Below are 18,941 nucleotides of genomic sequence, written 5' to 3' on the forward strand. Positions count from 1 at the left end.
AATCAGCGACGATGCGCCATCACTTCAGGATTGACGACAGTCGGCGGTTTCCCGGCCTGCGGACCCACGTCCAGCGCGGCGATCAGATTGTCCGCGGCCAGGTTGGCCATGGCGCGGCGCGTCTTCTCGGAAGCGCTGGCGATATGAGGCGTCAGCACGATGTTCGGCACGGTCAACAAATCCGGATGCACGCTCGGCTCGCCGTCGAACACATCAAGACCCGCGGCGAAGATCTTGCGCGCGCGCAGTGCCGCCGCAAGCGCGGCGTCGTCGACGATGCCACCGCGCGCGAGATTGATCAGCGTCGCGGTCGGCTTCATCTGCGCGATTTCCGCTGCGCCGATGGCATGATGGCTTTCGGCGCTATAGGGCAGCACCAGGATAAGGTGATCGGACTGCTGCAACAGTTCCGCCTTGCTCACATATCGCGCATTGAGCGAACGCTCGACATCGCCCGGCAACTGGCTCCGGTTGTGATAAAGCACCTGCATGTCGAAGCCTGCCGCGCGTCGCGCCAGCCCCTGGCCGATACGCCCCATGCCGAGGATACCCAGCGTGCTGCCTTGGACGTCCATGCCGACCAGCATGTCGTAGCTCCAGCGCTCCCATTTGCCGGCCCGAAGATAGTGCTCCCCTTCGGTCACGCGACGCGCCGTTGCCATCAGCAGGGCCCAGCCGAAGTCCGCGGTGGTTTCCGTCAGCACGTCAGGTGTGTTGGTCGCGACGATGCCGGCTGCAGTCAGCGCAGACAGGTCGAGGTTGTTGTAGCCGACCGCCATGTTGCATACGGCGCGCAACTGCGGCAAAGCCCCCACCAGCTCGTCGTCGATCCGGTCCGCAGCGTTGGCCAGAACACCCGCCTTACCCGCCAGTCGGTCTCGCAGTGCGGCGCTGTCGAGCACCAGGTCCTCCTGGTTGTCATCGACGTCAAAGTACTGCGCGAGCCGTTCGATGACATCGGGGAAGATTGCGCGGGTGACCAGAATGGAGGGCTTCATATCAGTCATACGTGGAAAAAGAAGAGCGTCATCACCAGGAACAGCGGCAGCAGCACAGTGCAGGACCAGGCCATGTAGCCGAAGAAGCTCGGCATCCTCACGCCACGGCTTTCAGCAATTGCCTTCACCATCAGGTTCGGCGCATTGCCGATGTAGGTATTGGCGCCCATGAACACCGCGCCAGCGGAGATCGCCGCCAGCGTCGAAGCGTCGCGCGTCATCAGCGTGGCCGGATCACCACCAGCGGTATTGAAGAAGACAAGGTAGGTCGGCGCATTGTCGAGGAACGACGACAGGATGCCTGTGGCCCAGAAATACATGCTGTCGATAGGCTGCCCATTGCCATCACTGACCGCGCGAATCACGCCCGCGAAAGCGCCATCCGTACCGGCCTTGAGCATCGCGATCACGGGAATAATCGTCAGGAAGATGCCGGCGAACAGCTTGCCGACCTCGAGGATCGGCTCCCAGTTGAACTCGTTTCCTGCGCGCGCAACATGCGGCGTGACGATGAGCGACGCCAGGGTGACCACGACCAGCAGAACGTCACGCAATACTGCCGGCAGCGGCACGTCCGTGCCCATCACATCGAACACGATGCCGGGCTTCCACAGCCCGCTCATCAGCACCAGGCCGATTACGGCCAGCAGCAGCACGAAGTTCACCTTGCCTTCGATGCGGATGCCCCGCGAATCAGGCGTCGGATCCTGTCTGACCGGCAGTTCCTCTTCCCGATTCAGATAGTAGTGACGATCGATCACGTAGAAGAGCGCCAGCAGCAGCACCCACATGAAGATCGTCTCGGGCAGGATGTTGCGCATAGTCCAGAAGAAGTCCACGCCCTTCAGAAAACCAAGGAACAGCGGTGGATCACCGAGCGGCGTCAGCGCGCCGCCCGCGTTTGCCACGAGGAAGATAAAGAACACGACGACATGCGCCACATGCCGGCGGTTGTCGTTGGCACGCAGCAGCGGCCTGATCAGCAGCATCGCCGCGCCAGTGGTGCCCATGATGCTGGCCAGCAACGTGCCCAGCGCGAGAATGCCGGTGTTCAACTTTGGCGTGCCATGCAGGTTGCCGCGCACGCAGATACCGCCCGCCACCACATAGAGCGCGGTCAGCAACACGATGAACGGAATGTACTCGGACAGCAGCGCGTGCACGACGTTGGCCGCCGCGGTATGCACGCCAAAGACCGTCGCGAACGGCACCAGGAACAGCACGCCCCACGCCGCGGCGATCTTGCCGTAGTGGTAATGCCAGAGCTTGGGCGCAAATAGCGGAAACAGCGCGATCGACAACAGAATGCCGGCAAACGGCAGTCCCCAGATTGGCGCTAACGCCGCCCCGTCGAGATCGGCCGCATGGCCCCAACTCGGCAGCAGTCCAACAAGCGCAAGCAGGCAATGGGGAAGCAGTGTGCTGACACGTCGCATCGTGTGGATTTCTCCTTTCTCGTTAAGAGGGTCAGTGTAAAGCAAACCCCTCGGAGAAAGGTCTCAAAATGCGCCTGTTGCGGCGCGTGTGGCGATGATCAGCCCTGATCGACGAGAATCACGTGTACCCGGTATGGGCCATGCGCGCCCAGCACGATGGTCTGCTCGATATCGCCGGTTCGCGACGGACCGCTGATGATATTGGTGGCACGCGGCAGTTGACCATGCTCGGCGCGCATTCGCGCAAAGGCTTCCTCAAGATTGGCCACGATGCGCGACACCGGTACCACCGCAATATGGGTCTCGGGCAGCAGCGCTGCCGACGCAAACGTGTCCGGGCCCGATAGCAACATCAGCGAGCCAGTCTCTTCAATTGCCACGAAGCAGCCCGTGATGCCGACCAGGTCGCCATGGTCATGGTCACCTTGCGGATCGCGCAGCGGCGGACGGCATTCAACCGTCATCCCCTGCTCCGCCCACGGCAAGCTGCCCAGGCTGGTCCATGCCACGGCACGGCGCACGAGCTTCAGCCCATCCACGTACCGCACCACGGCCGCCGGAACTTCGGACAGGGTCGCCACGCGATCCACGGTCGAGGCCATCTTTTGTGCCTGCGCGACGAACCCAGCCGCACGATCGCCGTCAACCGGAGGCAGCGGCCCTTGCGGATGTCGCGCCAGATAATCGGCCACTGCCTCCCGTTCACCTTCGGTCACGGCGGGCCCCCGGCCCTGGGCAGCGCGGATGCGGGCGAAGATGCGGTCACGGGCGGCGTTGGTTTCCATGGCGATGTGAGTATGTGGCGGTTGAAGGGGCAGACCGATTGTAGAAAGCGTCCTGATGCGCGCGGTTGAAAGTTCCTAAGCGGGGGCCTGAACCGCGAACACCTGCCGCAGGTACGACAGATAGCCGGGATCGTCGCACATCGTCTTCTCGGGCGTGTCCGACAGCTTGGCCACGGGCTGCCCATTGCACCGCACCATCTTGATCACGATCTGCAACGGCTTGTAGCCAAGATCGTTGGTCAGGTTGGTGCCCACACCGAAAGCGAGCTTGCAACGACCACGGAACCGCTCGTAGAGCTCGATGACCTTGGGAATGTCCAGCGCATCGCTGAAGATCAGCGTCTTGCCGCGCGGATCCACGCGGTTGGCTGCGTAGTGCGCGATCATCCGCTCGCCCCATTCGAACGGATCGCCCGAGTCGTGTCGCACGCCGTCGAAAAGCTTGCAGAAATAGAGATCGAAGTCCCGCAGGAATGCGTCGAAGCCGTAGGTGTCCGAAAGCGCGATGCCAAGGTCGCCGCGATACTCGTGCGCCCACCGCTCCAGCGCGTAGACCTGCGAATCACGCAGGCGCGGCCCAAGGGCCTGGCAGGCCTGCAGGTACTCGTGCGCCATCGTGCCAAGCGGCGTCATGTTGTGCAGACGCGCGAAGTGGACGTTGCTGGTGCCGGCCAATTGCGGGCCAATGGCGTCGCGCATCGACAGCAGGACCTCCTCCTGCCAGTCGCACGAGAACCGGCGGCGGGTACCGTAGTCCGCGATCACGCAATCCACATAGGGTGGCGCCGCGAGCAGCTCCAGCTTGGCCTGCAGCCGGCGACGGCCCTCCGCCAGATCGGGCTTCGGCTGGGTACGTCGGAAGTACACCTCGTTGACGATGGCCAGCAGCGGAATCTCGAACAGGATCGTATGAAGCCACGGACCCTTGATGATGATCTCGATTTCGCCATTACCCTTGGCCGACGGCAGCACCTGCACGTACTTCTCGTTCAGATGGAACAGCGCCAGAAACTCGACAAAGTCGCTTTTGATGAAGCGCAGGCCGCGCAGGTAATCGAGTTCATCGTCGGTGAATCGCAACTGGCAAAGCTGCGTGATCTGGGACCGGATCTCGTCGACGTACGGCGTCAGGTCGACCCCGGCGTTGCGGCACTTGAAGCGGTACTCCACCTGGGCCTGCGGGAAGTGATGCAGCACCACCTGCATCATCGTGAATTTGTACAGGTCAGTGTCGAGCAGGGAACGGATGATCATAACGAGGCCAGACGGGGGCATACCGGAAGTCAGGCCATCATGCTAACCGAAAGTATCGCGGAGGCGCGCTGGCGTAGCCTGGCGTCGTCAGCCGCCATCGAGCGAGCGCAGCCCTTGTGGCGGTTTCTGTTCCGACTTGCGAGGCGTCTGCACACACCAGAGCGGCACCCCCTGCTCGTCCGGGCAGGTGACCAGCGTGGCCTGCGCGCGTGGCACCGCAGTCGGCAACGGATCGGCGAAATTGGCCGATGCGACCATGATGCGCTCCTGGTAGACCGAACGGCCGGCCCGGTCGAAGCGCAGCACCTGGATCATCGAGCCGGGAGGCGGGTGCAGGTCCGGGCCACATGGCACGAGACCTTCGCGGCTGCAATTGGCCATCGGGTCGCCGGCGGCCGCACGGACCACGCTGAAGCTATCCCACTCAAACGCCGTCAGCGATGAAAGCGTGACCGGCTGGTCCGTCCGCGCCCGCCAGGCCACCAGCCGGGAGACCACGCTATCGGCCATGGCCGCGGAGCCGTTCGTCGGCGCCAGCGTCTGGGCGGCCAACGGCAGCGGCGCTAGCATTGCTGTGGCCAGGCAAACTGCGAATCGGAACAGAAGGCGTGCCTGCATGGCATGGGTCCCCGGTCGGATGTTGCGTAGTCTGAATGTCCCGCAAGGGCCCGCGGCCGCACTTTTACCCCGGGTAGCCACAGGCATCGTAGGGAGAATATTAGCGGTTCGCCACCGGTTTCGATGCCCTGAACGCCACGAAAGCCGCCTGGCAGGCCGACTTTCGAATCGAATTGCCAACAAAACACATAAAGAAATAAGAAAACTATCTTACCCAGCTATATAGACTCGCTATTCTTGCGGGAAGGCTCGGCTACAATATCGGTCTTTGAAAGGCCACGGCCCCCGTTCGCCCCAAGTTATCCCGATTGACTTGCGCTGTGCTTGACGCATGTCGGGTGACTGGCGGGAACGCCGGGCAAGAATGCGGCCTTGGACCTCCCCCATTTGAAGACCGATCCGTTTTTCTGGAACCGAAATGACTCACGTTGTCACCGAATCCTGCATCCGTTGCCGCTATACCGACTGCGTTGATGTGTGTCCGGTCGATTGTTTCCGCGAAGGCCCGAACTTCCTGTCCATCGACCCGGACGAATGCATCGACTGCGCCGTGTGCGTGGCCGAGTGCCCGGTCAACGCGATCTACGCCGAGGAAGACGTGCCGGGCGATCAGCAACAGTTCATCGAACTGAATGCCGAACTCTCCCGGATCTGGCCCTCCATCACCAAGACCAAGGCCCCGCTGGCCGAGGCCGAGGAATGGAAGGATGCCACCGACAAGCTGCAATACCTGCAGCGCTAAAAAATACGGAGAGCCGTCCCCCGCGCTTTCTAGCAATGCCGGGCACACGTGTGCCCACAACGTATCAGGACGAATATGGACTTGAGCATTCCTAACCCCGTGGCCGACGCGACCCATCAGGCCGGCGGGAACCCTGGCGGTCAGCCGCTGGAAATTGACGCGCTGATCGTGGGCGCTGGCCCAGTTGGCCTGTTCCAGGTCTTTGAACTGGGGCTGCTCGAAATCAAGGCACATATCATCGACTCGCTCAAGGTAGTGGGCGGCCAGTGCGTCGAGCTGTATCCGGACAAGCCGATCTACGACATCCCGGCCGTGCCCATCTGCACGGGTCAGGAACTGACCGACAACCTGCTGAAGCAGATCGAGCCGTTCTCGCCGACGTTCCATCTGGGCCAGGAAGTGAGCGTCGTCGAGCGCCGCGAAGACGGCCGTTTCTTCGTCGAAACATCGCTCGGAACCCGCTTCATCACCAAGACCATCTTCATCGCCGCCGGCGTTGGCTCGTTCCAGCCGCGCACGCTGAAGGTGGAAGGCATCGACAAGTTCGAAGGCAAGCAGCTGTTCTACCGCGTCAAGGATCCGAGCCGCTTCCACGGCCGCAATCTGGTCGTCGTCGGCGGTGGTGATTCGGCGCTGGACTGGACGCTGGATCTGGTGGGCAAGGCCGAGTCGGTGGTGATGATCCACCGCCGCGATGGTTTCCGTGCCGCGCCGGCATCGGTGGCCAAGATGCGCGAGCTGTGCGAACAGATGGAAATGCAATTCATGGTCGGCCAGATCGGCGGCTATGAAGAGAAGGACGGCGTGCTTACCGAGATCAAGGTGACCGGCGCCGACGGCGTGACCCGCCGTATGCCCGTCGACGACATCCTCGTGTTCTTCGGTCTGTCGCCGAAGCTCGGCCCGATCGCCGAATGGGGTCTGGACCTCGAGCGCAAGCAGATCAAGGTGGACACCGAGAAGTTCGAGACGAACATCCCGGGCATCTTCGCGGTTGGCGACATCAACACCTATCCGGGCAAGAAGAAGCTGATCCTGTCGGGCTTCCACGAAGCCGCGCTGGCTGCTTTCGGCGCCGCGCCGTACATCTTCCCGGACAAGAAGATCCACATGCAGTACACGACGACCTCGCCGAAGCTGCACAAGGTGCTTGGCGTGGAGACGCCGGTTTTCGACTGACATCGGAACCGAAACAAAAAAGCCGCCTCCGGGCGGTTTTTTTGTTTGCATAAATCGAAAAGCTGGCTATAATGCGGCCTCGCTGCTAAACACGGCAACGCTGCAAAAGGTGGAAACGCCCGCTGCAAGCCGGTTTCGAGGCGAACCAGAGTTCTGGCAATAACTTCTAGCGAAAACAAAACGTTAAAAAGTTGTTGACGAAACGAAGAGAGGCTGGTTATAATTTCTTTCTCAGCTGTTCCCCGATAGCTCAGTTGGTAGAGCGCCGGACTGTTAATCCGTAGGTCCCTGGTTCGAGCCCAGGTCGGGGAGCCAACCAATATAAGAGGAAGGCCGATGCGAAAGCATCGGCCTTTTTCTTTTTGCGCGCCCAACACCCCTCCCCTGCACAAACGTTCCAGAGCCTTCGCATCAGACTGTATAAGATGCCCGCTCAAGGAACCGAAACGCGAAAATCGCTGTGAGCCCCCAAAGCTGGATCGACCTCAGGCAGGATGCCAGCACTGGCATCGAGACGATTCGCGCCCATTTCACCGGCCACGCCTACGATCCTCACTGGCATGACAGCTACCTGGTCGGATACACCGAGCAGGGCATCCAGCAGTTCCACTGTCGCCGCGAAGTCCAGCGCAGTACCCCCGGCAAAGTGTTCACGCTGGAGCCCGGCGAGATCCATGATGGCTACGCGGTGGCACCGGAGGGCTTCACCTACTCGATGCTCTATCTCGACGCACAGTGGATGGAGCGCGAGCTACGCGCCGTATTCGAGGACGCCCCAGCGCACTGCCAACCCGGCTTTGCTCAGACCCTGAGAGAAGACCCCGCGCTGATCTCGGCCATCGGTAGCGCCTATTCGTTCCTGCAGCAGCCCGAATTGCGCATCGTCCGCCAGTCGGCACTCGATGCGCTGCTCGCCCAATTGACAGCGCATATGCATTGGCGCGCGCATCACGCATTCGACCCGCGCCTGCCCCTGGTGGCACAGCGGGCGCGCGACTATCTCCACGACCACCTCGATCACGATATCGGGCTCGATGATCTGGCTGCGATCAGCGGTGTGGATCGCTATCGACTGACACGCGCTTTCAAGGCGGCATTCGGCATCGCGCCACACGCCTACCTGGTACAGATGCGTCTGGCGCGCGCAAGACACCTGCTGGCCCGAGGCGCAACGCCAGCCGATGTCGCCGTGGCGCTCGGCTTTGCCGACCAGAGCCATCTGGGACGCTGGTTCCGGCGTGCCTATGGCCTGACACCCGCGCACTACCGCAAGCGCTGCTCAAATCTTCCAGACGCGTGAGGCATCGGCCGCAACAATGGCCACATGCTCGACACACTCCCTTTTCTTCCTTTCCTGCTTTTCGCGATCGTTGCGTCGATCACGCCCGGCCCGACCAACGTCATCGTACTGAGCCACAGCGCCCGCCGCGGAATCGTGGCAACGCTGCCGATCATCATGGGCGGCTGTGGCGGCGCAGCCTTGCTGGTACTAGCCGTCGGCATCGGCATTGGCGATGCCTTGACTGACCACCCGCAGGTGCAACGCGTGATGGCCTGGAGCGGCGTGCTCTGGCTCTCCTGGCTGGCGTGGCAGATCTGGAGCAGCCCGGCAGCAAGTGTCGAGGTCGACAGCAACGACAAACGGTCTCTCGGCCTCGCAGGCGCGGCCGCATTGCAGCTCGTGAATCCGAAGACCTGGATGATGGCGCTGGCCGTGGTAAGTGTTTTCGCGGGCCACAGGTCAGACCATTCGCATCAGGTGATTCTGCTGTCACTCACCTTCTTTATCATCTCGCTGCCTTGCATGGGCGTATGGGCAGTCCTCGGCGCCGGCGCCACCCGCTACATCCGATCCCCCGCCATGATGAAGCGCTTTGACCGCCTCATGGCGCTTGTACTGCTGATCTCGGCGTGGTGCAGCCTGTTGCAGTAACGCCAATCCCAGGATTGGCGGTCCTCGCGCACATTTCCTGGTGTATGATCTCGGATTGCCCAGGTTTACTTGACTCACCCCCGGTATACCTGTAAAAGCTTACCGGCGTATTTCTTGCGCAATACTCACGGAAACAGGTAGCCCGCCAAGTTTTTACCTAGCTAGGAAAATTTGGCCCATCACCCCTGACACAGGCAGTACGGATTTCGGTCCACAGCAGGTTCTAGGGGCGCACCACGGCATTCGCCGCTGTGTGCAATACCACCGTCATGAAAGGCTCCGGGGCCCGACATGGCACGTTTCCCCCTATGAACCCACCGCCTCTGGCGGTAATTTCCGAAGGACTGAATTGACTAAGATCGTTCTGAAACCGGGCGAGCCCGTTGAAGTTGCAATGCGTCGTTTCCGTCGCGCCATTCTGCAGACTGGCCTGATCGTGGAACTGAAGAGCCGCACCGCCTACGAAAAGCCGACGACCGAGCGCAAGCGCAAGAAGAAGGCTGCCGAGGCCCGTCTGCGCAAGCGTCTGCGTATGCAAATGCTGCCGAAGAAGCTCTACTGATTCGCGCATTGCCAAGAAAAACCGCCAGCAAGCTGGCGGTTTTTTTTCGTCCCTACGGCACTGCCTAGGAGCGCGTGGCGATCAGCGCGCCCGCCCCAATCAGCGTAATGCCGCCGGCACGTTGCATATTGGCCTGCGCCCGTCGCGTGGTCAGCCGGGTCGCCAGCGACCGCGCCAGCAGCGCATAAACCATGGCATTGGCACTCGCCAGCACCACGAAGGTCGGGATCAGCACCACGGCCTGCGACCAGAATGCCAACTTCGCATCCATGAACTGCGGCACGAAGGCCACAAAGAACACGATGCTCTTCGGGTTCAGCGCCGTGACCAGCCATGCCTTGGCAAAGCGCTGGGCGCCGCTGCCAGACTGCGGCGCCACCTCGAGCTCCCGGGCCTGATTCGCGGTACGCAACGCCTGCACACCGAGATAGACCAGATAGGCCGCCCCAACCCACTTGAGGGCCGTGAAAAGCGTGGCAGAGGCCGCCAGCACCGCTCCCAGGCCCGCCATCGACAGCGTGAAGGCCGTCAGGTCGCCGCAGGCCACACCAGCCACCGTGGCATAGGCACTGCGACCACGGTGCGCGAGCGCATCGCCGATCACAAGGAGGATCGTCGGCCCTGGAATGATCAGCAGGATCACGCTGGTCAACACGAACGTAATCCAGTGTTCGAAAGTCATCACGGCTCCTTTGAAGTCCAGTGTCGAAAACATCAAGAGTAAGCCGAACGCCGCGCGTTAGCCAACCTACACTCCGGCAAATGGAATTGTCTCGCCGTGATTCGCGCAACAATGCGCCGAGCGATGCCCTGCATAATGGCAGATATCGCATCCTCGGGACCTCGCCTTGACCGCAATCCTCCAGATGCGCAATGTGCGCAAACTCTATGGCGACCACGTCGTGGTCGACAACCTGGACCTGGAAGTCCAGCCCGGCCAGTGCTTCGGCCTGCTCGGCCCGAATGGCGCCGGCAAGACCACCACGCTGCGGATGTTGCTGGGCCTAACTACGCCAGCATCCGGCACGCTGATGCTTTGCGGCGAACCGATTCCGCAACGCGCCCCACAGGCGCGGATGCGCGTGGGCGTGGTGCCGCAATTCGACAATCTCGATCCCGACTTCTCCGTCATCGAGAATCTGCGCATCTTCGGGCGTTACTTTGGCCTGTCCTCCGCCCAGATCGCGGAGCGAGTGCCGAAGCTGCTCGAGTTTGCGCGACTGGAAAGCCGTGCCGACGCGCAGGTGCGCGACCTCTCTGGCGGTATGCGGCGGCGCCTGACCGTGGCGCGAGCGCTGATCAACGACCCCGACCTGCTGATCATGGACGAGCCGACCACGGGCCTCGACCCGCAGGCCCGGCACCTGATCTGGGAGCGACTCAAATCACTGCTGTCGGCCGGCAAGACGATCCTGCTGACCACCCACTTCATGGAGGAAGCCGAACGGCTTTGCAACCACCTGTGCGTCATCGACGCGGGTCGCAAGATCGCTGAAGGCAAGCCGCATGAACTGATTGACCGCGAGATCGGCTGCGATGTGGTGGAAGTCTACGGCGACGAACTCGAACCGCTGCGCGACACGCTGACGCCCCTGGCCGAACGCACCGAAATGCGCGGCGAAACGCTGTTCTTCTACGTGCGCGAGCCGGCTCCGCTGCTGGCCGCCCTGCATGGCAAGGGCGGCGTGCGCTACCTGCATCGGCCCGCCAACCTCGAGGACGTGTTCCTCAAGTTGACCGGCCGCGAGATGAGGGATTGAAATGAGCGAACTGGACCCACCACGAAGCACTGACGCGGTCGTCGCCGGCGCGCCGCCCGTCGTGCAAACCCACCAGCGCTACCCTCAGCCGCTGCTGCCACGCAACGCGCGCAACTGGATGATGGTCTGGTACCGCAACTACATGGTCTGGAAGAAGCTGGCCGTGCCGTCATTGATCGGCAACCTGGCGGATCCGATGATCTATCTGTTCGGCCTGGGTCTCGGGCTTGGATTGCTGGTCGGCAATGTGCATGGCGTGTCGTATATCGCGTTTCTCGCGGCAGGCACGACGGCATCGAGCGTGATGATGTCCGCCAGCTTCGAGTCGATGTATTCGGCGTTCTCGCGCATGCATGTGCAGCGCACCTGGGAAGCGATCATGCACGCTCCGCTGACGCTGGGCGACGTGGTGTTGGGCGAGGTGCTATGGGCAGCCAGCAAGGCCGTGCTGTCCGGGGTGGCGATCATGCTGGTGGCCGGCCTTCTGGGCTATGCGCAGTTTCCGAGCGCGCTCGGGGCGCTACCGGTCATCGTGCTGGCGGGCGTGACATTCGCCAGTCTGGCGATGATCGTGACCGCGCTGGCACCGAGCTACGACTTCTTCATGTTCTACCAGACGCTGGTCATGACGCCGATGCTGCTGCTATCGGGCGTGTTCTTTCCGCTCGAACAATTGCCAGAAGGCGCACAGGCCGCCACGCAAGTGTTGCCGCTGGCGCACGCAGTCGCATTGATTCGCCCGTTGATGCTGGGCCGGCCGGTGGAGAATGTAGCGCTGCACGTCGGTGTGCTCGCGGCGTATGCAGCCGTGGCGCTGACGGTGGCGCTGGTGCTGCTGAGGAAGAGGATGCTGCGGTGAAGCCCCCTCGCCCAGTCATGGGCGAGGGGAGAAAAACCAACCGCTTACTGGCCCAGGCCGCGCAGCAGATCGGCCTTCAGATCTTCCACGGACTCCAGGCCAACGGCCAGTCGGATCAGCCCTTCGCTGATACCGGCGGCGGCCTTGGCTTCAGGCGCCACGCGACCGTGGGTGGTGGTGTACGGATGAGTGATCGTCGTGCGCGTGTCGCCGAGATTGCCGGTGATCGAGCACAGCTTCGTGTTATCGATCACGCGCCACGCAGCAGCACGCATGGCCTCGGGGGTGTCGCCCTTCAACTCGAACGACACGATCGCGCCGCCCCCGCTCTGCTGGCGTTGGGCGATCTCGTATTGCGGATGCGACTTCAGTGCCGGGTGGAACACACGATTCACGGCCGGATGTGACTCGAGGAACTCGGCAATCGCCAACGCGCTCTGCGAGTGACGCTCCATGCGGATCGCCAGCGTTTCCATGCCCTTGAGCATCACCCACGCGTTGAACGCCGACAGCGTCGGGCCCGCCGTTCGCACGAACGGGAACACCTTGCCCATGATGAAATCGTGCTTGCCGACCACCGCGCCGCCAAGCACGCGGCCCTGGCCGTCGATGTGCTTGGTGGCCGAATGCACCACCACATCGGCACCGAACTTGATCGGCTGCTGCAAAGCCGGCGAGCAGAAGCAGTTGTCAACTACGAACAGCGCGCCAGCGTTGTGCGCAATATCGGCAACCGCCGCGATATCGGACACCTCGGTCAGCGGGTTCGACGGCGTCTCCAGGAAGAACAGCTTCGTGTTCGGCTTCACGGCGGCACGCCAGGCAGCCAGATCGGTGCCGTCGACGTAGGTCGTCTCCACGCCGAACTTGGCCAGGATCGAGTTGAACAGCGTCATCGTCGAGCCGAAGATCGAACGCGAGCTGACCAGATGATCGCCGGCCTGCAGCGTGGCGAGCGCCACCGACAGAATCGCGCTCATGCCCGAAGCCGTGGCCATGCAGGCCTCCGCGCCTTCCAGCGCGGCCAGGCGCGACTGGAACATCGACACGGTCGGATTCGTGAAGCGCGAGTAGGTGTAACCCTCTTCCGAGTTGGCGAAGCGCGCGGCGGCTTCGGCTGCACTGTTGAAGCAGAAGCTCGAGGTCAGGTACATCGCCTCGGAGTGCTCCATGAATTCGCCAGTGCGCAGCGTGCCGGCGCGCACGCCGAGGGTATCAATGCCGTAGGCGTCTGGGTTGAACGGTTCGCTCATGCTGCTTTGCTGCCTTCCGAAGATTCTGGTTTCTTGTTATTCGTTGCCGCCCGAGCGCTGCAGATGCAGCTGCGAACGTTCGGTTTCACCGCCGTTGGTACCTTCACGATCGGCCAGACTACGCGCGGTCTCGAGGCGCTCCAGATAGGCGTCGTCGATATCGCCGGTAACGTACTTGCCGTCGAAGCACGACGCATCAAAGTCACGCAGGTTCGGGTTGATGTCGCGCACAGCCTGCTTCATCGCTTCCACGTCCTGGTAGACGAGCTGGTCGGCGCCGATCATGCGCGCCACTTCTTCGTCCGTGCGACCATAGGCCACCAGTTCGGCACGCGTGGGCATGTCGATACCGTAGACGTTCGGGAACTTCACCGGCGGCGCGGCCGACGCGAAGATCACCTTCTTCGCACCTGCGTCACGCGCCATCTGCACGATCTCGAGCGACGTAGTACCGCGGACGATCGAATCGTCGACGATCAGCACATTCTTGCCCTTGAACTCGACACCCATCGCGTTGAGCTTCTGGCGCACCGACTTCTTGCGCACTGCCTGGCCAGGCATGATGAACGTACGGCCCACGTAGCGGTTCTTGAAGAAGCCCTCGCGGTACTGCACACCGAGCGCATTGGCCACCTGCATGGCGGCCGGGCGGCTCGAATCGGGAATCGGCATGACCACGTCGATATCGCCAGCCGGCACTTCGCGGCGAATCTTTTCGGCCAGGTAGTCGCCCATGCGCAGGCGGGCATCGTAGACCGGCACGCCGTCAATGCACGAATCCGGACGGGCCAGATAGACGTACTCGAAGATGCACGGCGTCAGCACCGGATTATCAGCGCACTGCTTGCTGTGGAACGAGCCGTCCAGGTCGATGAAAATCGCCTCGCCCGGCGCCACATCGCGCTCCATCTGGTAGCCGATGCCTTCCAGGGCGACGGATTCCGAGGCGATGAGGTATTCCTTGCCGGTCGGGGTGTCGACGCTGCCAATACACAGCGGGCGGATGCCGAACGGATCGCGCACAGCCAGCAGGCCGTAGCCGGCGATCTGCGCGGTGATCGCATAGGCACCCTTGACGCGGCGATGCATGCCCGCGACGGCCTTGAAGATTGTCTCCGGGTCCAGTTCGTTGCCGCTGCTGGCGCGTTGCAGTTCGTCGGCCAGCACGTTCAGCAGCACTTCGGAATCCGAATGCGTGTTGATGTGGCGGCGATCGCGACGGAACATTTCCTCGCGCAACTGTTCCGAGTTGGTCAGGTTGCCGTTGTGGGCGAGGATGACGCCGTACGGCGCGTTCACATAGAACGGCTGTGCTTCTTCCTCGCTCGACGCGGAACCGGCGGTCGGGTAGCGCACCTGGCCGATGCCCGACGTGCCCGGCAGGCTGCGCATGTTGCGCGTGCGGAACACGTCACGCACCATGCCGTTGGCCTTGTGCATGTGAAAGGTGCTGCCATTGGCCGTGGCGATGCCGGCTGCATCCTGTCCGCGGTGTTGCAACAGCAGCAGGCTGTCATAGATGAGTTGATTGACAGGGCTGGTGGAAACCGCACCGACGATACCGCACATGCCGAACTCCCAGGAAAGGCAAATGATTCAGGGGCGCAATCCCGTCAAGGGCGAACGGGATCTGCGTTGTCACTGTCGCCGCGGGTGCGCTCTGTCGAGCAACGCCCGCAGGCGCTCACGTCTTCACATATTTGGCCAGGTCCGGCGGCAGCCAGTGCCGCAGCTCGTCCATGGCCTGCATCACATAGGGGCGCGACACCGCGTCACGCCAGAATGGTTCTTCCGGCAGCCTGGTGAGGCCCGCCAGCACGACGACCAGCATCACGATCAGCGCGCCCCGCGCCAGCCCGAACAACAATCCCAGGCCGCGATCCGCGGGCTTCAGCCCGGTGGATTCCAGTAACTGGCCCAGAATCGCCCCCGCCAGCGCGGCGACGATCCACGTACCAAAGAATACGGCGAGAAAGCCGAGCGCGCTGCGCGTCAGTTCGCCGCCTGGCAGCGACTCCGGCATCCATTGTGCGGCCATGCCGCCGAAATGGTATGCCAGTACGAAAGCCACGATCCAGCCCACCAGCGCGAGCACCTCGCGCACCAGGCCGCGCAGTATGCCAACCAGGCCTGAGGCCACCACGATGAAGGCCACCGCGTAATCGAAAAAAGTAAAAGCCATGCGTCCTGGGCGGTCCGATGCGTTCCTGTCAGATGGGGGCAGACTGCCGGATTGCGATACGTCGCGGCACACCACGTGCCCACTCGCCGACACATCGGCTTAGAGGCGCTATCAAAATGACGCTGGCGTCGTTGCGCGGCCTTGGCCAGTCCACTTGTACTGTCTGCGTCCGCGCGGCTAGCCAGCACCGCTTCGCTTCATGTTGAAAGCGCCTCTTACTGCTCCACGATCTTCGAAGTGAGTCCGATCGCCTTGACCTTCTTCTCCGCCGCCTCGGCGGCATCGCGACTGGTGAACGGACCCGCCCGCAGCAGGTTCCGCTCACCATCGGCCAGCATCTTCTTTTCCACATAGGCCGGCACCTTGCTCTCCTTGAGCTTGGCCAGCCAGTTCTTCGCGCGTTCTTCCGACGAGAACGCGCCAATCATAATCAGATACTTCGTGCCGGCGGCGGCAGGCTTGTCCGCCGGCTTGCTATCGGCAACCTTGGTGTCAGGCTTCACGTCAGCCTTCGGCTTGTCGGATTTGTCGGACTTGTCCGTAGCAGGTGCGCTGACGATCTCCTCGCCCGCGTCTAGCGCCGCATCGTTGCGATTGGCATTGGCGGACGGTGGCAGCGGCTCGGCCTTGCGTGCCTCGACCTTCGGCTTTTGCGTGGCGCCCTGCCCGTTGGCCACGCTGACGGCCACATCCTCCGAAACCGGACGCGGCTTGTGCTCGAACAAGATCGGCAGCACGATGATCGCGGCCGCGAGCAGCACCACGGCACCGATCAGGCGACGCCGCGCGCGTTGCTTCTGGGGAAAATCGGGGTCAAGGGTATCGTCAGCGTATTCGTCCGCCGTCCGACGCGACGCGCCGATGCCGGCGCTCGATTCCGCGCGCGTGCGGCGACCGCGTTCGGGTGCCGGGTCAGTGCCCTTGCGGGACGAGAACAGCGAAAGCAGGCCCATAGATGCCCAAAGTATGGTGTTCGGTGCGATGCCGTTCCGACTCAGTTGGCCTGCGTGGCACGATATGCCATCACGCCGGCCACTGTGTAGAACGACCCGAAGACCAGGATTCTATCATTCTCGGTAGCGCGCTCGACAGCATCGCGATACGCAAGTTCGGGGCTGGAAAAACATGCAACGGTGTTGTCCGGGCCCTCACGGAAGCCAGTTGCCTCAAGCTTCTCGCGCAACTCCGCGGCAGTAGCGGCCCGGTCGGTCGGCAGGTCGCACAGGCACCAGTGGTCCACCTTGTCGGCCACATGTTGCAGCACGCCGGCGATGTCCTTGTCGTGCATGGCGCCGAACACCGCATAGGTGTAACGGAAGAACCCCATATTCTCAAGGTTCTGCCCAAGCGTCGCTGCGGCATGGGGGTTGTGCGCGACATCGAGGATCACGGCCGGACGCCCTGGCAGCACCTGGAACCGGCCCGGCAACTCCACGAACGCCAGGCCGTTGCGCACTTCCTGCGCGCTCACAGGCAGGCGCGAGCGCATGGCCTGCAGCGCGGCCAGCGCCGCAGAGGCGTTGAGCAGTTGGTTGGCGCCACGCAATGCCGGGTAGCCCAGGCCATTCAGCTTGCGGTCCCGGCTGGCCCAGTCCCATTGCTGGCGTTCCTGGCCCTGCGCAGCCTGGTGGCGGAAATCACGTCCCACGAGCCAGAGTTCGGCGCCGATCGCCTCGGCGTGATCGATCACCGACTGCGGCGGCATGGGATCGCCGACGATCGCCGGCACGTGCGGGCGGAAGATGCCGGCCTTCTCGTAGCCGATCTTCTCGCGCGTGTCGCCAAGGTACTGGGTGTGGTCGATATCCACGCTGGTGATAATCGCGCAGTCCGTATCGATCACATTGACCGCATCCAGGCGGCCACCGAGACCGACTTCCAGAATGATCGCGTCGAGTCCGGCTTCGGCAAACATGTGGATGATTGCCAGCGTCGTGAATTCGAAATACGTCAGGCTGACCGGATCGGCAAAGCTCGTACGGGCGCGCTCGACGGCCTCGAAATGCGGCAGGAGCTGGGCGTCCGCCGCCTGCTCGCCGTTGAGGCGGGCACGCTCGTTGAACTGGATCAGGTGCGGCGAGGTGTGCAGGCCCACCTTGTAGCCCGACTCGAGCAGGATGCGCTCGAGGATCGCGCAGGTGGATCCCTTGCCGTTGGTACCGCCCACCGTGAACACCACGGCGTCAATGCGCAGGCCCAGCGCTTCCTTGACCCGCGTGATGCGGCTCAGGCCCATGTCGATGCCCACGGGGTGAGCGGTTTCAAGATGTGCGAGCCAGTCGGGGAGATTGTGGAAGATGGGCATACGGATTCAGAACTACAAAAGCAAAATGGCGCGGGTATTCGGCACCCGCGCCATTGTCCTGCAAATTTGCTTGCCGCGTCAGGCTACCGCGTCAGCCGGCTGCTTCTGCAGCAGCGCCAGCAGTTGCGCCAGTTCGGCGCGCAGGCGGCGGCGGTCCACGATCATGTCGATCGCGCCCTTCTGCATCAGGAACTCGGCACGCTGGAAGCCTTCCGGCAGCTTTTCGCGCACGGTCTGCTCGATCACACGCGGGCCGGCAAAACCGATCAGCGCCTTCGGCTCGGCGATAACCACATCGCCCAAGAACGCAAAGCTTGCCGAGACACCACCCATCGTCGGATCGGTCAGCACGCTGATGAACGGCAGCTTGGCATTCGAGAGCTGGTTCAGCATGGCCGTGGTCTTGGCCATCTGCATCAGCGACAGCAGGCTTTCCTGCATCCGCGCGCCACCGGTGGCGGTTACGCAGATGAACGGCACCTTCTGCTCCAGCGCCGCCTGGGCGCCACGGGCAAAGCGCTCGCCCACTACCGAGCCCATCGAACCGCCCATGAACTCGAACTCGAAGCAGGACACGACCACGGGAATGGTGTGGATCGCGCCGCCCATCACCACCATCGCGTCGGTCTCGCCGGTGTCATCCATGGCGGCCTTGATGCGGTCCGGGTACTTCTTGGTGTCCTTGAACTTCAGGGCGTCCACCGGCACGATTTCCTGGCCGATTTCATAGCGGCCTTCGGCGTCGAGCAGCTTGTCCAGGCGCTCGCGCGAACCGATGCGCATGTGGTGGTCGCACTTCGGGCAGACGTGAAGATTGGCCTCGACGTCGGTACGGTACAGCGTGGCCTCGCACGACGGGCACTTGACCCACAGCCCTTCCGGAATGCCCTTACGGGTGGAGGGGTCGGTCTGTTGAATCTTGGGAGGCAGGAGTTTATCCAACCAGCTCATGAAAGCTCCTTTCGGATAACTGCCGTCCGCACGCGGGCCTCCTTCGGGAGGGGCGAATACAGGAACGGCAGGGAATCAGGCCGCGAATTTACCACGCCCGGGCCATCGGACCGAAGCAAAACGC

At 62.7% G+C, this 18,941-nt stretch carries 19 protein-coding genes and 1 tRNA gene; 8 read left to right on the plus strand and 12 right to left on the minus strand.

Going from position 1 to position 18,941, the window contains the following annotated elements:
- Nucleotides 1–2: 2 nt before the first annotated feature.
- The 5 genes from K6G35_RS11105 to K6G35_RS11125 all read right to left on the minus strand — a co-directional run bounded on the left by K6G35_RS11105 (nucleotide 3) and on the right by K6G35_RS11125 (nucleotide 5,091).
- Complete coding sequence (locus K6G35_RS11105; protein ID WP_008648400.1) at nucleotides 3–998, minus strand: 2-hydroxyacid dehydrogenase; 996 nt, start codon at nucleotides 996–998, stop codon at nucleotides 3–5.
- Nucleotides 999–1,003: 5 nt separating this feature from the next.
- Nucleotides 1,004–2,434 carry a sodium:proton antiporter gene (locus K6G35_RS11110; protein WP_495675733.1) on the minus strand — a complete coding sequence of 477 codons (1,431 nt, stop codon included), beginning with the start codon at nucleotides 2,432–2,434 and terminating at the stop codon, nucleotides 1,004–1,006.
- A 98-nt stretch (nucleotides 2,435–2,532) separates the two neighbouring features.
- The gene (locus tag K6G35_RS11115) at nucleotides 2,533–3,219 is read right to left on the minus strand and encodes a LutC/YkgG family protein (RefSeq protein WP_286881720.1); all 687 of its coding nucleotides are present in this window, start codon (nucleotides 3,217–3,219) and stop codon (nucleotides 2,533–2,535) included.
- Nucleotides 3,220–3,294: 75 nt separating this feature from the next.
- On the minus strand, nucleotides 3,295–4,473 hold the full coding sequence (gene pncB / locus K6G35_RS11120; protein ID WP_286881721.1) for a nicotinate phosphoribosyltransferase: 1,179 nt from the start codon (nucleotides 4,471–4,473) through the stop codon (nucleotides 3,295–3,297).
- A gap of 87 nt (nucleotides 4,474–4,560) precedes the next feature.
- Nucleotides 4,561–5,091 (minus strand): hypothetical protein, encoded by a 531-nt coding sequence (locus K6G35_RS11125; RefSeq protein ID WP_008648406.1) that lies wholly within the window; start codon nucleotides 5,089–5,091, stop codon nucleotides 4,561–4,563.
- 418 nt (nucleotides 5,092–5,509) lie between these two features.
- Here K6G35_RS11125 and fdxA point away from each other — a divergent pair, with 418 nt between their 5' ends.
- From fdxA to rpsU, 6 genes are all read left to right on the plus strand, one after another.
- Nucleotides 5,510–5,833 (plus strand): ferredoxin FdxA, encoded by a 324-nt coding sequence (gene fdxA, locus K6G35_RS11130; RefSeq protein ID WP_008648407.1) that lies wholly within the window; start codon nucleotides 5,510–5,512, stop codon nucleotides 5,831–5,833.
- Nucleotides 5,834–5,908: 75 nt separating this feature from the next.
- Nucleotides 5,909–7,012: an NAD(P)/FAD-dependent oxidoreductase gene (locus tag K6G35_RS11135; protein WP_008648409.1), complete on the plus strand. Its 1,104-nt coding sequence runs from the start codon at nucleotides 5,909–5,911 to the stop codon at nucleotides 7,010–7,012.
- A 239-nt stretch (nucleotides 7,013–7,251) separates the two neighbouring features.
- Nucleotides 7,252–7,327, plus strand: a tRNA-Asn gene (locus K6G35_RS11140).
- A gap of 145 nt (nucleotides 7,328–7,472) precedes the next feature.
- Nucleotides 7,473–8,312, plus strand: a complete 840-nt coding sequence (locus tag K6G35_RS11145) for an AraC family transcriptional regulator (RefSeq protein ID WP_286881723.1) — start codon at nucleotides 7,473–7,475, stop codon at nucleotides 8,310–8,312.
- 24 nt (nucleotides 8,313–8,336) lie between these two features.
- Complete coding sequence (locus K6G35_RS11150) at nucleotides 8,337–8,945, plus strand: LysE family translocator (RefSeq protein WP_186424929.1); 609 nt, start codon at nucleotides 8,337–8,339, stop codon at nucleotides 8,943–8,945.
- Between the two features lie 349 nt (nucleotides 8,946–9,294).
- The gene (rpsU, locus tag K6G35_RS11155; protein WP_008648415.1) at nucleotides 9,295–9,507 is read left to right on the plus strand and encodes a 30S ribosomal protein S21; all 213 of its coding nucleotides are present in this window, start codon (nucleotides 9,295–9,297) and stop codon (nucleotides 9,505–9,507) included.
- A gap of 64 nt (nucleotides 9,508–9,571) precedes the next feature.
- On the opposite strand, the gene K6G35_RS11160 is transcribed toward rpsU, so the two are convergent.
- Nucleotides 9,572–10,189 carry a LysE family translocator gene (locus K6G35_RS11160; RefSeq protein WP_495675734.1) on the minus strand — a complete coding sequence of 206 codons (618 nt, stop codon included), beginning with the start codon at nucleotides 10,187–10,189 and terminating at the stop codon, nucleotides 9,572–9,574.
- A gap of 184 nt (nucleotides 10,190–10,373) precedes the next feature.
- Between K6G35_RS11160 and nodI the strand changes: the two genes are divergently transcribed.
- Complete coding sequence (gene nodI, locus K6G35_RS11165; protein ID WP_495676346.1) at nucleotides 10,374–11,267, plus strand: nodulation factor ABC transporter ATP-binding protein NodI; 894 nt, start codon at nucleotides 10,374–10,376, stop codon at nucleotides 11,265–11,267.
- Nucleotide 11,268: 1 nt separating this feature from the next.
- Nucleotides 11,269–12,126: an ABC transporter permease gene (locus tag K6G35_RS11170; RefSeq protein WP_008648421.1), complete on the plus strand. Its 858-nt coding sequence runs from the start codon at nucleotides 11,269–11,271 to the stop codon at nucleotides 12,124–12,126.
- A 44-nt stretch (nucleotides 12,127–12,170) separates the two neighbouring features.
- Here the strand turns inward: K6G35_RS11170 and K6G35_RS11175 are convergent, their stop codons facing one another.
- The 6 genes from K6G35_RS11175 to accD form a co-directional block, all read right to left on the minus strand.
- On the minus strand, nucleotides 12,171–13,379 hold the full coding sequence (locus K6G35_RS11175) for an O-succinylhomoserine sulfhydrylase (protein ID WP_008648424.1): 1,209 nt from the start codon (nucleotides 13,377–13,379) through the stop codon (nucleotides 12,171–12,173).
- A gap of 36 nt (nucleotides 13,380–13,415) precedes the next feature.
- Complete coding sequence (gene purF / locus K6G35_RS11180) at nucleotides 13,416–14,948, minus strand: amidophosphoribosyltransferase (RefSeq protein WP_008648427.1); 1,533 nt, start codon at nucleotides 14,946–14,948, stop codon at nucleotides 13,416–13,418.
- Between the two features lie 115 nt (nucleotides 14,949–15,063).
- Nucleotides 15,064–15,561: a CvpA family protein gene (locus K6G35_RS11185; protein WP_017513725.1), complete on the minus strand. Its 498-nt coding sequence runs from the start codon at nucleotides 15,559–15,561 to the stop codon at nucleotides 15,064–15,066.
- Nucleotides 15,562–15,776: 215 nt separating this feature from the next.
- Complete coding sequence (locus K6G35_RS11190; protein WP_495675735.1) at nucleotides 15,777–16,514, minus strand: SPOR domain-containing protein; 738 nt, start codon at nucleotides 16,512–16,514, stop codon at nucleotides 15,777–15,779.
- 41 nt (nucleotides 16,515–16,555) lie between these two features.
- Nucleotides 16,556–17,866, minus strand: coding sequence for a bifunctional tetrahydrofolate synthase/dihydrofolate synthase (gene folC, locus K6G35_RS11195; RefSeq protein WP_495675736.1), 1,311 nt, complete (start codon nucleotides 17,864–17,866; stop codon nucleotides 16,556–16,558).
- Nucleotides 17,867–17,944: 78 nt separating this feature from the next.
- Complete coding sequence (gene accD / locus K6G35_RS11200; protein WP_008648443.1) at nucleotides 17,945–18,817, minus strand: acetyl-CoA carboxylase, carboxyltransferase subunit beta; 873 nt, start codon at nucleotides 18,815–18,817, stop codon at nucleotides 17,945–17,947.
- Between the last annotated feature and the right edge of the window lie 124 nt (nucleotides 18,818–18,941).

This window comes from Cupriavidus sp. HY129 (assembly GCF_059492215.1).

Coding starts and splice junctions, on each gene's coding strand:
- K6G35_RS11105 (WP_008648400.1), bottom strand. CDS start 998: ATGAAGCCCTCCATTCTGGTCACCCGCGCAATCTTCCCCGATGTCATC.
- K6G35_RS11110 (WP_495675733.1), bottom strand. CDS start 2,434: ATGCGACGTGTCAGCACACTGCTTCCCCATTGCCTGCTTGCGCTTGTT.
- K6G35_RS11115 (WP_286881720.1), bottom strand. CDS start 3,219: ATGGAAACCAACGCCGCCCGTGACCGCATCTTCGCCCGCATCCGCGCT.
- pncB (WP_286881721.1), bottom strand. CDS start 4,473: ATGATCATCCGTTCCCTGCTCGACACTGACCTGTACAAATTCACGATG.
- K6G35_RS11125 (WP_008648406.1), bottom strand. CDS start 5,091: ATGCAGGCACGCCTTCTGTTCCGATTCGCAGTTTGCCTGGCCACAGCA.
- fdxA (WP_008648407.1), top strand. CDS start 5,510: ATGACTCACGTTGTCACCGAATCCTGCATCCGTTGCCGCTATACCGAC.
- K6G35_RS11135 (WP_008648409.1), top strand. CDS start 5,909: ATGGACTTGAGCATTCCTAACCCCGTGGCCGACGCGACCCATCAGGCC.
- K6G35_RS11150 (WP_186424929.1), top strand. CDS start 8,337: ATGCTCGACACACTCCCTTTTCTTCCTTTCCTGCTTTTCGCGATCGTT.
- K6G35_RS11160 (WP_495675734.1), bottom strand. CDS start 10,189: ATGACTTTCGAACACTGGATTACGTTCGTGTTGACCAGCGTGATCCTG.
- nodI (WP_495676346.1), top strand. CDS start 10,374: ATGCGCAATGTGCGCAAACTCTATGGCGACCACGTCGTGGTCGACAAC.
- K6G35_RS11170 (WP_008648421.1), top strand. CDS start 11,269: ATGAGCGAACTGGACCCACCACGAAGCACTGACGCGGTCGTCGCCGGC.
- K6G35_RS11175 (WP_008648424.1), bottom strand. CDS start 13,379: ATGAGCGAACCGTTCAACCCAGACGCCTACGGCATTGATACCCTCGGC.
- purF (WP_008648427.1), bottom strand. CDS start 14,948: ATGTGCGGTATCGTCGGTGCGGTTTCCACCAGCCCTGTCAATCAACTC.
- K6G35_RS11185 (WP_017513725.1), bottom strand. CDS start 15,561: ATGGCTTTTACTTTTTTCGATTACGCGGTGGCCTTCATCGTGGTGGCC.
- K6G35_RS11190 (WP_495675735.1), bottom strand. CDS start 16,514: ATGGGCCTGCTTTCGCTGTTCTCGTCCCGCAAGGGCACTGACCCGGCA.
- folC (WP_495675736.1), bottom strand. CDS start 17,866: ATGCCCATCTTCCACAATCTCCCCGACTGGCTCGCACATCTTGAAACC.
- accD (WP_008648443.1), bottom strand. CDS start 18,817: ATGAGCTGGTTGGATAAACTCCTGCCTCCCAAGATTCAACAGACCGAC.